The sequence below is a fragment of the Aeromicrobium tamlense genome (genome assembly GCF_013408555.1).
In the GTDB taxonomy this organism is placed as follows: domain Bacteria; phylum Actinomycetota; class Actinomycetes; order Propionibacteriales; family Nocardioidaceae; genus Aeromicrobium; species Aeromicrobium tamlense.
In genome coordinates this window covers 640,095-653,609 of sequence record NZ_JACBZN010000001.1, presented here as the reverse complement: position 1 = coordinate 653,609, position 13,515 = coordinate 640,095, and the positions used below count along the sequence as shown (strand labels likewise).

At 72.2% G+C, this 13,515-nt stretch carries 11 protein-coding genes; 4 read left to right on the top strand and 7 right to left on the bottom strand.

Annotated features, from left to right (window positions below; translation table 11 throughout):
- Position 1 precedes the first annotated feature (1 nt).
- A complete protein-coding gene (locus tag BJ975_RS03355) occupies positions 2–1,423 on the bottom strand; it encodes an SDR family NAD(P)-dependent oxidoreductase (protein ID WP_179423631.1) in 1,422 nt (473 codons plus the stop codon).
- Between the two features lie 28 nt (positions 1,424–1,451).
- Positions 1,452–2,216 carry a siderophore-interacting protein gene (locus tag BJ975_RS03350; RefSeq protein WP_179423629.1) on the bottom strand — a complete coding sequence of 255 codons (765 nt, stop codon included), beginning with the start codon at positions 2,214–2,216 and terminating at the stop codon, positions 1,452–1,454.
- A gap of 19 nt (positions 2,217–2,235) precedes the next feature.
- On the opposite strand from BJ975_RS03350, the gene BJ975_RS03345 reads away from it, so the two are divergent.
- Genes BJ975_RS03345 through BJ975_RS03330 form a run of 4 tightly spaced genes read left to right on the top strand, consistent with a single transcriptional unit; the run spans position 2,236 to position 7,382 of the window.
- Complete coding sequence (locus tag BJ975_RS03345) at positions 2,236–4,188, top strand: M13 family metallopeptidase (protein ID WP_179423627.1); 1,953 nt, start codon at positions 2,236–2,238, stop codon at positions 4,186–4,188.
- Between the two features lies 1 nt (position 4,189).
- On the top strand, positions 4,190–5,395 hold the full coding sequence (locus tag BJ975_RS03340; RefSeq protein WP_179423625.1) for an MFS transporter: 1,206 nt from the start codon (positions 4,190–4,192) through the stop codon (positions 5,393–5,395).
- Positions 5,396–5,449: 54 nt separating this feature from the next.
- Positions 5,450–6,802, top strand: a complete 1,353-nt coding sequence (locus BJ975_RS03335) for a TrpB-like pyridoxal phosphate-dependent enzyme (RefSeq protein WP_179423623.1) — start codon at positions 5,450–5,452, stop codon at positions 6,800–6,802.
- 13 nt (positions 6,803–6,815) lie between these two features.
- Complete coding sequence (locus tag BJ975_RS03330; RefSeq protein WP_179423621.1) at positions 6,816–7,382, top strand: GNAT family N-acetyltransferase; 567 nt, start codon at positions 6,816–6,818, stop codon at positions 7,380–7,382.
- Here the strand turns inward: BJ975_RS03330 and BJ975_RS03325 are convergent.
- The 5 genes from BJ975_RS03325 to BJ975_RS17065 all read right to left on the bottom strand — a co-directional run bounded on the left by BJ975_RS03325 (position 7,372) and on the right by BJ975_RS17065 (position 13,473).
- A complete protein-coding gene (locus BJ975_RS03325) occupies positions 7,372–8,190 on the bottom strand; it encodes a DUF6226 family protein (protein WP_179423619.1) in 819 nt (272 codons plus the stop codon). The two genes, BJ975_RS03330 and BJ975_RS03325, sit on opposite strands and share 11 nt — an antisense overlap.
- A complete protein-coding gene (locus tag BJ975_RS03320) occupies positions 8,153–8,869 on the bottom strand; it encodes an ABC transporter ATP-binding protein (protein ID WP_179423617.1) in 717 nt (238 codons plus the stop codon). The genes BJ975_RS03325 and BJ975_RS03320 overlap by 38 nt, the downstream gene beginning before the upstream one ends.
- On the bottom strand, positions 8,866–10,008 hold the full coding sequence (locus BJ975_RS03315) for an ABC transporter permease (protein ID WP_179423615.1): 1,143 nt from the start codon (positions 10,006–10,008) through the stop codon (positions 8,866–8,868). The genes BJ975_RS03320 and BJ975_RS03315 overlap by 4 nt, the downstream gene beginning before the upstream one ends.
- Positions 10,009–10,085: 77 nt before the next feature.
- Complete coding sequence (locus BJ975_RS03310) at positions 10,086–10,658, bottom strand: TetR/AcrR family transcriptional regulator (RefSeq protein WP_179423613.1); 573 nt, start codon at positions 10,656–10,658, stop codon at positions 10,086–10,088.
- Positions 10,659–10,665: 7 nt separating this feature from the next.
- Positions 10,666–13,473, bottom strand: coding sequence for an esterase-like activity of phytase family protein (locus BJ975_RS17065; RefSeq protein WP_179423611.1), 2,808 nt, complete (start codon positions 13,471–13,473; stop codon positions 10,666–10,668).
- Between the last annotated feature and the right edge of the window lie 42 nt (positions 13,474–13,515).

Here is a 13,515-nt window from a genome sequence, read left to right as displayed (position 1 = left end):
CTCAGTGGCCCCCGCCGATGGCGGCGGGACCGGCCTCGCGGCGGATGTCGATGACGTGCCCCGTCATCGGCGCGACGAGGACGTCGAGCGAGCGACGCGCGACCTCCTCGGACGACAGCAGCGTGCCCTCGGGCTCCTCGCCGAACGCCTTGGTGCGCATCGGCGTGCCGGTGCGCTCGGGGTTGACGCAGTTCACGCGGACCTCGCCGGCCCACTCGTCGGCCAGCGCCTGCGTGAGGTTCACCGTGGCCGCCTTCGCCGAGGAGTACAGCGAGTAGCCCTTGCGGCCACGCGTGTAGGACGACGACGTGAACAGCAGCAGCGAACCGTTGGACTCGGCCAGCAGCGGGCGGAACTCCTGCGCGATGAAGATCGGGGCGAGGTAGTTGATCTCGGTGGCGGCCCAGATCGTCTCCTCGGACGTGTCGGCGAGGTCGCCGATCGGCAGCACGCCGGCGGTGTTCACGACGAAGTCGACCCGGCCGGCCTTCTCCACCACCTCGCGCGCGGCCTCGGCGACGTCCTCGCGGCGGTCGACGTGCGTGCCCGTGGACGAGCGGGAGAACGCGAACACCCGGGCGCCGTAGGACTCGGCGAGCTTCGCGATGTCGCCGCCGATGCCGTAGGAGCCGCCGAACACGACCATCGTCCTGCCCTCGAGCGCGGCGCGGTACTGCTCGTCGTCGAGCTCGTCCGGCGTCTCGGCCGAGGCCAGCTGGAACAGCTTGTCGGCGATGTAGACGTCGATCGGCTCGGTGACCTTCATGTTCCGCTCGTGGCCCTGGACGACCGCGATCGGCACGTCGGGGCGGTAGCGCAGCACCACGGTGCAGTCGTCGGTGGCGGTGAAGTCGGGGTCCTGCCACGCCTTCTCGTAGGCGTCGCGGATGATCGAGGACCGGAAGGCCTGCGGGGTCTGGCCGCGGCGCAGCAGGTCGCGACGCAGCACGTCGGAGATCGTGTCGAGGTCGCCCGTGCGCTCGTCGTGCACCTGCACCACGGTGTCGGCCGACGGGATGGCGGTGTCGACGGCCTCGTACGTGCCGAGCGCGGCGACCACGTCGGAGATGATCGTCTGCGACACGAGCGGGCGCACCGCGTCGTGGAACAGGACGTTGCACTCCTCGTCGCCGAGCGCCTGCAGCGCCAGGCTCGTGGTCTCGTTGCGGGTCGAGCCGCCCTCGAGCACCTGGGTGACCTTCGGGTAGGCGCCGTCGCGCACGATCGCGTGCACGGGGTCCAAGTGGCCCTGGGCCATGAGGATGATGATCTCGTCGATCGCGTCGGCGGCCTGGAACACCGAGATGGTGTGCTCGAGGATCGTCTTGCCGGCGATCTTGATCAGCTGCTTCGGGATCGCCAGCCCCACGCGGGTCCCGGTGCCACCGGCGAGGATCACGGCCACGTTGCGCAATTCGGTCACCCGTCGAGGTTACCGGGGAGGAACTCCTTCAGGCGCCGGGGCGCATGACGGCGTCCTGCTGCTCGCGCTTCCAGGCGCGGAAGCCCTCCTCGGTCTCGCCGCGGCGCCAGTAGGCCGAGACGGAGATGTCGGCGCGCTCGACGCGGCCGTCGAGCAGGTAGGGACGCACGGACTTCAGCAGCGCGGACTCGCCGTGCACGAAGGCCTGCACGCGACCCTCGGGCCACGGCCAGGCGCGCACCGCGTCGTCGAGGAGCGTGGTGGAGCCGGGCGTCGCGCCGTCGCGGTGCAGCCAGCGCACGTCGACCTCGCCCGAGCTCGGCAGGTCGACCTCGTGGCCCGGACCGTCGATCTCGACGAACGCCGTCGCGCGGGCGCCGGGCTCGAGGGCCGCGAGGGACGCGGCGATGGCCGGGAGAGCCGACTCGTCGCCCACGAACAGGTGGTGGTCGGCGTCGGGTCGGGGCCGGTACGCGCCGCCGGGGCCGCGGAACCGCAGCGTGTCGCCGGGCTGCGCCGAGAGTGCCCAGGGCCCGGCGAGGCCCTCGGTGCCGTGGGTGACGAAGTCGATCGCGAGCTCGCGGGCCTCGGGATCCACCCACCGCACGGTGTAGGTGCGCAGCACGGTGTCGTCGCCGTCGGCGAACGCCAGCTTGACGTAGGTGTCGGTGGAGTCGAGGTGGTGCGCCAGGTACTCCTCGAACGCGGCTCCGCCGAGCACCACGCGGCGCAGTCGCGGCGCCAGGTCCTCGGTGCGCTGGACGGTCAGTTCCACCTCGGTCTTCTGAGCCACGCTGTGTAGCCTAAACCGCGTGACCCAAGGCTTCGATCCCACGACGTTCGACACCCAGATCCGCCCGCAGGACGACCTGTTCCGCCACGTGAACGGGCCCTGGCTGCGCGACACGCCGATCAAGCCCGACCGGGCCACCGCCGGAGGGTTCGTGGACCTCGTCGACGAGGCCGAGATCCTCGTCCGCTCCATCGTCGAGTCCTGCGCGGCCGAGCCCGAGGACGACGAGCAGCGCAAGATCGGCGACCTGTTCGCCAGCTTCATGGACACCGAGCGCATCGAGCAGCTCGGCGCCGCTCCCCTGGCCGACGACCTGGCCGCCATCGACGCGATCGACTCGATCCCCTCGCTCGTGCGCACGATCGGCGCGCTGGAGCGCTCGGGCGTCAACAGCATCATCGGCCTCTACATCGCGCCCGACCGCGGCCAGCCCGACCGCTACGTCACGCACGTGGTCCAGGCGGGCATCGGTCTGCCCGACGAGTCGTACTACCGCGACGAGCAGTTCGCCGAGATCCGCGACGCCTACCGCGACCACGTCGCCGCGATGCTCCAGCTGGCCGGCTTCGACGACGCGAGCGACCGCGCCGACCGTGTCCTCGAGCTGGAGACCGCGATCGCCTCGCACCACTGGGACCGCGTCGCCGTCCGCGACGCCCAGAAGACCTACAACCTCAAGACGTTCGCCGAGCTCGGCGCGCTGACCCCCGCCTTTGACTGGCAGGCGTGGGCGCAGGCCGCCGGCATCGACCTGTCCGTCCTGGCCGAGGCCGTCGTCTCGCAGCCGTCCTACCTCGAGGGACTCCAGGGCCTCCTCGACGAGGGGTCGCTGCCCGCGTGGCGCGACTGGCTGCGCTGGCAGCTGGTCCACGGCGCCGCGCCGTTCCTGTCCGACGACTTCGTCGAGACCAACTTCGCGTTCTACGGCAAGACCCTGCAGGGCACCGACGAGCTGCGTCCCCGCTGGAAGCGCGGCATCGGCTTCGTCGAGGGCTCGATGGGCGAGGCCGTCGGCAAGATCTACGTCCGCACCGAGTACCCCGCGGAGGCGAAGTCGCGCATGGAGGAGCTCATCGCGAACCTCCTCGAGGCCTACCGGATCAGCATCCGCGAGCTGCCGTGGATGAGCGACGAGACCAAGCAGCGCGCGCTGGCCAAGCTCGACGCGTTCACGCCGAAGATCGGCCACCCCGAGTCGTTCAAGGACTACGCGGCGCTCGAGACCGACCCGGCCGACCTCGTCGGCAACGCGCGTCGCGCGCAGTCGGTGGCGATGGACCGCGAGCTGGCCAAGATCGGCCAGCCCATCGACCGCGACGAGTGGTACATGACCCCGCAGACGGTCAACGCCTACTACAACCCGACGATGAACGAGATCGTCTTCCCCGCCGCGATCCTGCAGCCGCCGTTCTTCGACGCCGGGATCGACGACGCGGTGAACTACGGCGCTATCGGCTCGGTCATCGGCCACGAGATCGGCCACGGCTTCGACGACCAGGGCTCGCAGTACGACGGCACCGGCGCCCTGAGCAACTGGTGGACCGACGAGGACCGCGCCGCGTTCGACGGCCTCGCCGCGAGGATCATCGCGCAGTACGACGACCTCAGCCCCGAGAACGCCGACGGCCAGACCGTCAACGGCGCGCTCACGATCGGCGAGAACATCGGCGACCTGGGCGGACTCGGCATCGCGTACCTCGCGTTCAAGCTCGCGCAGGAGGGCAAGCCCGCCGACCCGATCGACGGCCTCACGCCGGACCAGCGCTTCTTCCTGGCGTGGGCGCGCGCGTGGCAGGGCAAGGTGCGGCCGGCCGAGACGATCCGTCGCCTCACGGTCGACCCGCACTCGCCGCCGGAGTTCCGCTGCAACCAGGTCGTGCGCAACATCGACGCCTTCTACGAGGCGTTCGGCGTGACCCCGGACGACGCGCTGTGGCTCGACCCGGCCGAGCGCGTCACGATCTGGGCCTGAGGTGACCTGGGCGCACCAGCGACGCGCCCTGGGCACGCTCGCGCTGGCCCAGGTCGTGGGCGGCATCGGCAACGGCGCCGGACTCGCCGTGGGCGCCCTGCTCGTCGAGGACGTCAGCGGCTCGGCCGGCTGGGCGGGCCTCGCCGTCGTCGCGATGACCCTCGGCGCCGCCGGCTTCACCGTGCCGCTGTCGAACCTCGCCGTGCACCGCGGGCGTCGGCCCGCCCTGACCGCGGGCTGGCTCGGCGGCGCGCTCGGCGCGGTCGCCGTGATCGCGGGCGGCGAGTGGCGCTCGCTGCCGCTGCTGCTCGTCGGGTTCCTCCTGTTCGGCGCCAGCACGGCGGCCAACCTGCAGTCGCGGTTCGCCGCCGCCGACCGGGCCGAGCCCGCACAGGTGGGCCGCTCGATCTCGCTGGTCGTGTGGGCCACGACGATCGGGTCGGTCGCCGGCCCCAACCTCACGGGTCCGGGCGCCGCGGTCGCCCGCGCACTCGGCATCCCCGAGCTGGCGGGCCCCCAGGTCTTCTCGGCGCTCGCCTTCACGGCTGCCGGGATCCTCACGTGGGTGCTGCTGCGGCCCGACCCGCTTCCGCGCCGCGACGCCGCCGCTCCCCCGCCGCCGCGGATCGCGGCCGCGCTGCCCCACGTCCGCGGCGCCACGGCGATCGCGATCACGTCCGTCGCGTTGTCGCACGCGGTCATGGTCGCGGTCATGGCGCTGACGCCGGTGCACATGTCCGGCCACGGCGCCGAGCTCTCGATCATCGGCCTCACGATCAGCCTGCACATCGCCGGCATGTTCGCGCTGTCGCCGCTGTTCGGCTGGCTGTCCGACCGCTGGGGTCCCGAGCCCACGATCCTGCTCGGGCAGTCCGTGCTGATCCTCGCCTGCGGCATCGCGGGCACCGCCGGCTCGTCCAACGTGCAGATCACGATCGGCCTGATCCTGCTGGGCGTCGGCTGGTCGATGTCGGTGATCGCCGGCGCGGCCCTGCTCACCCGCAGCGCCGCCCCGGAGGTCCGGCCGCTGGTGCAGGGCTTCAGCGACCTCACGATGAACCTCGCCGGCGCCGCCGGCGGCCTGATCGCCGGCCTCGTGGTCGCCGTCTGGAGCTTCGGCGCGCTCACCGCCGTCGCCACCCTGCTGACGGTTCCCGTCGTCGCCACCGTCGTGCTCGCGTCCCGCGCGCCCGCTCGCGTCGACTGACGGATTCCCCGACACTCACCCTCGGCGGGCAGCCGGGACCACTAGGCTCGCCGCGTGACCGATCAGATCAGGTTCGTGCTCCCCGAGTCCGACATGCCCACGCACTGGTACAACATCGTCCCGGACTTCCCCACGCCGCCGCCTCCGCCGCTGCACCCGGGGACGCACCAGCCGGTCGGTCCCGACGACCTCGCGCCGCTGTTCCCGCCGGAGCTGATCGCCCAGGAGGTCACCTCCGAGCGCTTCGTCGAGATCCCCGAGCCCGTGCGCGACGTCTACCGCCAGTACCGTCCGTCGCCGCTCGTGCGCGCCCGGCGCTGGGAGCAGAGGCTCGGCACCTCGGCGCGCATCTACTACAAGTACGAGGGCGTCTCGCCGGCCGGCTCGCACAAGACGAACACGTCCGTGCCGCAGGTGTACTACAACGCCATCCACGGCATCACCCGCCTGACCACCGAGACCGGCGCGGGCCAGTGGGGCACGGCCCTGGCGTACGCGTGCTCGCTGTTCGGTCTCGAGTGCGAGGTGTGGCAGGTCGGCGCCTCGTTCGACACCAAGCCGCAGCGCCGCACCCTCATCGAGGTCTTCGGCGGCAAGGTCCACCGCTCCCCCAGCCGCCTCACGGAGTTCGGCCGCTCGTTGCCCGAGGACCACACCGGCTCGCTCGGCATCGCGATCAGCGAGGCCGTCGAGGTCGCCGCGCAGGACGAGACGATCAAGTACGCGCTCGGCTCGGTGCTGAACCACGTGCTGCTGCACCAGACGATCATCGGCGAGGAGGCGCTCAAGCAGCTCGCGCTGGCGGGCGAGGACGGCGCCGACCTCGTGATCGGCTGCGCCGGCGGCGGCTCGAACTTCGCCGGCCTCACCTTCCCGTTCCTGCGCGAGAAGCTCGCCGGCCACCAGTCGCCGCGGATCCTCGCCGTCGAGCCGGCCTCGTGCCCCACGCTCACGCGCGGCGAGTACCGCTACGACTTCGGCGACACGGGCGGCATGACCCCGCTGATGAAGATGTACACGCTGGGTCACGACTTCGTCCCGTCGCCGATCCACGCCGGTGGCCTGCGCTATCACGCGATGGCGCCGCTGGTGTCCCACGCCGTGCACGAGGGCCTGATCGAGGCGACGGCGCTGCACCAGAGCGAGTGCTTCGACAGCGCCATCGAGTTCGCGCGCACCGAGGGCATCGTCCCGGCGCCCGAGTCCTCCCACGCCCTGGCCCAGGCCCGCCGGGCCGCCCTGGAGGCCGCCGAGAACGGCACCGAGCCGGTCATCGTGGTGGGCCTGTCCGGTCACGGTCTGCTCGAGCTCGGCGCGTACGACTCGTACCTCAACGGCCGGCTCGAGGACGACCCGCTCTCGGACGAGGACCTGCAGGCGGCCCTGGCGAACGTCCCCGTCATCTGATCTGATGCGGGGCATGGCGATCGAGGTGCGCCCCGCCACGGAGTTCGAGGACGTCCGCACGATGGTGGGGCCCAAGCGGCCCGACGCCGACGTGTGCTGGTGCCTCAGCTACCGCGTGCCCGGCAAGGTCAACCGCGAGCTGCACCGTCAGGCCCGCGGCGAGAAGGTCCGCGAGCTGATGGCGCAGGGGCCGCCCGGCGTGCTGGCCTACGACGGTGACGAGGTCGTCGGGTGGGCCGCGATCCACCCGCGGGCCGACACCTCCTTCGCCACGAACCGCAAGATCCCGCACGTCGACGACCTCGAGGTCTGGAGCCTGTGGTGCGTCCGCGTCCGCCCCGGCCATCGCGGCCAGGGCATCGCGCACCACCTCGTCGAGGGCGCCGTGGCGTACGCGCGGTCCGAGGGCGCGCCCGCCGTCGAGGCGTACCCCGTCGACAACGAGGGGGCGAAGGTCGACCTCACGATGGCCTACGTGGGCACTCGCGCCCTGTTCGAGCGCGCGGGCTTCACGAAGGCTGCCGACACCGACTCGGTCCTCAACCGTTTCCCGCGGGTGCTGATGCGCCTCAGCCTCTGAGCGGCCACGGCGCGCGCTGACCGTCCGTCCCCTCGGCGATCGCGAACACGGCGGTCTCCAGCTGGTCGAGCAGGTCGGGCACCGAGTCGTCACAGGCGTCACAGCCGCACACGGGCCAGTTCCCGACGGACCTCGCTCCCGCACGGACCTCGACGCTCGGCAGCGTTCCCGCCGGGTGGATCACGGTCAGCACGGCGCCCGGGCCCGTCGGCGTGAGCGTGACGTTGGTCTGCTCCCCCACGACCTCCTCGGTCCGCTCGACGTCGTACCGGCGCTCCAGGTGGTCGAGCAGGGCGCGAGCCGTGGTGACGAGCGGCTCGAACCGCTCCGGATGAGCGCACTCGCTGTACAGCTCCTCGGGCGGGTCCTCGCCGATGTCCCACCGGTCGCCGTAGGCGATCGGACGGCCCTCGGCGTCCAGCCAGGCGCGGTGGTCGAAGCGTGGCCGCACGTAGTCGCGCAGGAGCCGCCGCGGCACGGGGAACGGGAGGACGTGCGACTCGAGGTCGGCGCCGATCACCGAGGCCGTGCCGAACTCGTCGACGACGACGGTCACCTGCTCCGTCGTGGCCTCGCCGATGCGGACGGGCATCAGCTTTCCGTACGGCGTCGTGAGGGTGTGCTGCTCTGCCAGGTATCCGATGCCCCGATCCTCCAGCGCCTGCTCCGCCTCGTGCCAGTCGAGCCCGCGCGGCGTGACCTGCTGGCCGAGCAGGTCGTGGGCGACGACGTCGTCGCCCACGATCTCCAGCCAGCCGACCACCTCGCCGTCACCTCGGCGGTGCGGGATCCATCCCTCGGGCAGCATGCGCCAACTCTGTCAGAGTCCCGTCGACCATCTCCAGCACGCGGTCGCAGTGCCCGAGGACGTCGTGGTCGTGGGTGACCATGACGACCGCGACGTCGGCGTCGCGCGCCCGGTCGGCCAGGACCTGCACGACCTCGTGGCTGCGGCGGCGGTCGAGGGCCGCGGTGGGCTCGTCGACCAGCAGCAGCGAGGGGTCGTTGACGAGGGCGCGCGCGATGCCCACACGCTGGCGCTCGCCACCCGACAGGTGGCCCGGGCGGTGCGTCGCCCGGTGCGCCATGCCGACCGCGTCGAGCACGGGCACGGGATCGACACGCCTCCGGCCGGCCAGCCGTCCGGCAAGGCGCACCTGGTCGGCGGCCGACAGCGCGGGCAGCAGGTTGCCGGACTGGAAGACGAAGCCGATGGTCGCCAGGCGGAACCGCGCCGCCGCCCCCTTCGACAGTGTCGAGAGGTCGGTGCCGTGCACGCGGACCGAGCCCGAGTCGGGCTGCGACAGGGCACCGGCCACCGCGAGCAGCGAGGACTTGCCCGAGCCCGACGGTCCCACGACCGCGACGAGCTCTCCGGGGCGCACGGTCAGCGAGACGCCGTCGAGGGCGCGCACGCGCGAGTCTCCGTCGCCGAGCTCCAGCGTGGCGTCGACGATCTCGAGGGCGGGGGTGGTGTCAGTGGTCATCGTCGGCCTCCCAGCGCGGCGAGCGGGTCGATGCGAGTGATGCGCAGCACCGAGACGGCTGCGCCGAGCAGGCCGAGCACGATGGTGAGCGCGGAGGCGACGGCGATCGGGCCGGCCTCGAGCTCGAACGGCATCGCGTCGGGCATGACGGCGCCCATCGCGACGCCCGCGGCGACGCCGATGCCGGTGAAGACGACCAGGACGAGCGTGGCCTGGGCGAGGCTGTCACGCAGCAGGTAGCGACTGGAGGCGCCCATCGCGCGCAGCACCGCGAGGTCGCCGGCGCGCTGGATCGTCCAGACGGTGAAGAAGGCGCCCACGACGAGCGCGCAGATCACGTAGAGGAAGACCTGGATCATGCTGAGCGTCATCGTCTCCGCCTCGTACCCGGGTGAGGCGTTGAAGGACTCGGTGAGCGTCATGCTCGTGGTCCCGGCCTGCTCGTCGATCGCGGCGAGGTCCGGCTCGGCGCCGTCCTGCGCCTGCACGGCGATCGCGCTGTAGAGCGGGTAGTCGGCCGCCGCGACGGTCGCGGCGGTGGGCGCGCCGGGCTGGACGGCGTTCGACGCGATGAGCTGCCACGTCTCCAGCGGCAGGTAGGCGACGTCGACGTGGCCGAAGGTGGCCTGTCCCTCGGTGAACCCGACCACGGTCAGCTCCACGTCGATGCGGTCGAGCGTGACGACGGTGCCGATCCGGACGCCGTCGTCCTTCAGCGTCTCCGAGACGACGATGCCATTCGGTGTGCCGAGTCCCTCACCGCTGGACGTGCCCGGGTTCAGGAAGCCCCCGGCGTCGACACCGAAGAGCGTGAGGTCGACCTGCTGGCCCTCGTCGGTCGTGGAGTTGACGATGCTGACGCCCATCGGCTCGGCCGCGTCGACGCCCTCGGCGTCACGCCACGGCGCGAGCTGGTCCTCCTCGAGGATCGAGCGGCTGAAGGCGTTGTCCTTCATCGTGCCCTCGTCGAAGGCGAAGGCGGTGACGGGCATGGCCTTCAGCCCTGACACACCGTCGTTGACCAGGCCGGTGGACAGGCCGGACAGCAGGACGACGAGCACGGAGATCAACGAGATCACCGTGCCCATCAGGGCGAAGCGGCCACGGGCGAACCGCAGCTCGCGCAGCGCCAGGAACATGGGACTCCTCGAGGGTCGGCGCATCCCGACACACTGTCGGGAAGATACCGACAGTGTGTCACTCGACCCCTGAGCGGTCAGTCTCGGGGCAGTCCCGACTCCAGCAGCGCGACGACGTCCGCGGCGGTCGACGCGGGATCGGCACCGTGCTGGACCGCCTGGACGCCTGCACCGAGGACACCGTGCACGAGGGGCACGAACCGCGCGGGCGCCCCGAGCTCGGCCGTCACCTCGGTGACCGGCCGCAACAGCTCGTCGTGCAGCACCATGAGGTCGTCGAGCCGGGCCGGCGAGAACTCGGCCTGGCGCAGGTGACCCTCCAGGTCGTGCTCGCCGTCGCCGGTCATCCGCATCGTCGTCTCGACGAGAGCCCGGAGCCGCTGCAGGCCGGGCTCGACGTCGCGCAGCGCCTCGGCCAGCGACTCGTTCCAGCGGCCGAACGCCTCGATCGCGACGGCCACCAGCAGGTCGTCCTTCGAGGGGAAGTAGTCGTAGAAGCTCGACCGCGACATCCCCGCACGCTCGGTGACCGTGCGGGGGTTGAGCCCCGCCGCGCCACCCTCCTTCAGGACGGCCTCGGCGGCGCGCACCAACGCGGCACGCTGTGCTGCGCGGTGCGCGCCGACCGTGGGCGCGGAGATCTTGGGCATCGGCCCATTATGGCCTGACGGTGACCTTCCGGGGCGCCGACGTCGAGGCCTTCGTCTGCGACGAGCCCACGTAGACCGCGCGGATCCGCTGGCCACCGGTCGAGCGCAGCCGGACCGTGGCGACGGCCTTGCCGTTCCTCAGGCTCACGGTCTTCAGGACGCGCCCGCCGGACACGAACCGGACCTTCCCCGAGGGCACGTGGCCCATGGCGCGGACGGTCGCGACGACCTTGACCGGCTTGCCACGCTTCACACTGCCCTTCGCGGCGAGCGACGTCCGGCTCGCGGCCTTGACGACCGTGACGGTGACCGGCGTGCTCGTGGACGCCGCCGCCGAGGCCGAGCCCGTGAAGCGGGCCGTCAGGCGGTGGGTGCCGACCGCGAGGCGCGGCAGCGTCACCGTGGCCCTCCCACCCGCCACGCGAGCCCGCGCCACGACCTTCGAGCCGTCGCGCAGCTCGACCGAGCCGGAGGTGGCCGCTCCCCCGAGCGTCACCGTGGCGGCCAGGCGCGCGCCGTATGCGGCACGCGACGCCGACACCCTCAGGCCCGTCGTCGTGGCGAGCTCCGCGCCGAACGCGTCGGAGGCCTGGCCCAGGCGCAGGAACACCGTCTCGCCCGTGGCGTCCTTGAGGCCGTCGTTGTCGGTCACGGCGTACAGCGAGCCGTCGGCCGCGATCGTGAAGCCCTCGAGCTTCTCCTGCGTCCAGCCGTTCGTCGCCCGCAGCTGCGGCAGGACGTCGATCGCGAGTCGCTTCTCCACGACCGGCAGCTCCTCGGCGGAGTCCTCCGGGACCGAGAACGTGTAGATCCGCTTGTTGCGGGCGGCGGGGCCGTTGAGCTTGTCGCGCTCGATGACCGCGAAGGTGTCGTCGTCGATCGCCGTGATCTCCGACAGGCCCACCCAGTCGCCGCTACCGCGCAGTGGGCTCTCCAGCTCGTAGCCGAACCAGTGGAACGTGCCGTCGGCGACGTCGTACCGCCCGATCCGCACCACGTCCTCGCCGGTGAGCGGGCGCTGGAGGGCGAACCAGACGTGCTCGCCGTCGGCGTCGTTCGTGGCGGTCACGCCCTCGAGTCCCCACTTGCCCAGTCGCGCCGTGACGTCGGCCGGCAGCGGGACGCGCTCCCGCACGGCTCCGGCGTCGTCGGTGCGCACCAGCGCGTTCGCCGGGCCGGTCGCGCCCTCGGAGGCGAGCCAGAAGCCACCCTGCGGGCGCTTGAACAGGCCTTCGATGTCGAGCGCCGCCGGAGCCCCTCCGTCCGTGACCGCCACCGAGTCGGTGATCCGAGCCGGGGTGGCCGAGACGTCGACCCGGTAGAGCGTGCCGTTCTTGATCACGGTGTCGGCCGCGGTCCACAGCGTCTTCGCGTCCTTCGGGTCGCCGGACAGGGCGCCGAGCGCCTGCCAGCCGATCGGCGCGCCGCCCTTGTCGTCCGACACGATCGACGGGAACGCTGCCGTGCCGGGCTCCCAGGAGTAGAGGCCCACGGTGGCGCGGACGCCGACGCCGGCGTCGTCCGTCTCGCTGGACACCGCGAAGAGACCGCGCGACGGGATCGGCAGCAGGCCCTCGGGGCCGTTCGTCGTCGGCATGATCTGGACGAACTCCGGGTCGGCCGGATCGCTGACGTCGTACACGGCGACGAAGTTGCTGCGCTCGGAGCCGACGAAGGCGTACGGCGTGCCGTCGAACTCCGCGACCGCGAGGCCCTCCGGCTCGGCGCCCTTCTTCGCGGCCCGGTCGTCGTTGTGCAGGCCGTGTCTCACGGCGATGCGCTCGAACGTGTTCCCGGCGTCCCACACGACGTCGCCGTCGGTGTCGAACACGGTCCAGCCGCGCGTGCCGCCCTTCCAGTCGCCCTCGTTGGCGGTGGCCAGGTGGTCGTCGCCGATCCAGGCGACGGCGTCGGGCTCGCGCGGGGCGGCGGCCAGCGAGTCGGTCAGTGAGATCGCGCCGTCCTTCTTCGCGTCGACGCCGGACAGCGCCACCGAGCCGGCGCTGAAGGCCTTCTCGACCTCACCCGTCGCGGTGTCGATCAGCACGATGCCGTTGTTCTCCTGGAGGGTCACGGCGAGCGTGCCCTTCCCGTTGATGGAGACGTACTCCGGCTCCGGGTCCGTCGGCTCGGCGATCCCGGCGGCGCCGAGCACCGCGGGGTCGAGGTCGACGCGGCGCAGGCTCCAGTCGGCCGGCGCGCCCTCGAGGTCGAGCAGCTGCACGAAGCCCGCCGGGGCCTGCGGCAGGTCGCCCTTGGCGCGGCCGGCCGGCGTCGCGTCCTCGTCGCGCTGGTTCTCGATCGCGATCGCCGCCACCGACGTGCCGGGGTCGAGGGCGATGGAGTCGGGCTGCCCGCCGAGGTCGATGCTGCGGACCCGCACGCCGTCGGACAGGCGCACGACGTCGAGCCGGCCGCTCGGCTCGGTGAAGGACGCGGACGTGTCGACGACCACGAGGACGTACTTCCCGACGATGCTCACCGACGTGGGCTGGTCGTCGGCGTCGCCGAGCTCCTCCAGCGACAGCGAGCCCTCGCCGCGCGGCGACGACGGGTCGCTGATGTCGAGGAAGCCGATGCGCTTGCCGAGGGCGTCGGTGTACACCAGCGTCCGGCCGTCGTCGGAGACCGCCGAGATCTCGGCGACCGTCTCGGCCGAGGCGGGAGTGCCCGCGGGGACGTTCTGGAACACGGGGTACGTCGCGACCCGGTGGAAGGACTTCTCGGGCGCCGCGTCCGCGGCGGAGGTGGTCAGGAGCGGGAGGACCGTGGCCAGCACGGCGGTGCCGGCGAGGCACGCGAGGGAACGAGACACGGCGTCACCCTGACGGGCCCGGCCCAACTCCGGGCCGCGTCA

Coding starts and splice junctions, on each gene's coding strand:
- BJ975_RS03330 (WP_179423621.1), top strand. CDS start 6,816: ATGGCGATCGAGGTGCGCCCCGCCACGGAGTTCGAGGACGTCCGCACG.
- BJ975_RS03325 (WP_179423619.1), bottom strand. CDS start 8,190: ATGCTGCCCGAGGGATGGATCCCGCACCGCCGAGGTGACGGCGAGGTG.
- BJ975_RS03320 (WP_179423617.1), bottom strand. CDS start 8,869: ATGACCACTGACACCACCCCCGCCCTCGAGATCGTCGACGCCACGCTG.
- BJ975_RS03315 (WP_179423615.1), bottom strand. CDS start 10,008: ATGTTCCTGGCGCTGCGCGAGCTGCGGTTCGCCCGTGGCCGCTTCGCC.
- BJ975_RS03310 (WP_179423613.1), bottom strand. CDS start 10,658: ATGCCCAAGATCTCCGCGCCCACGGTCGGCGCGCACCGCGCAGCACAG.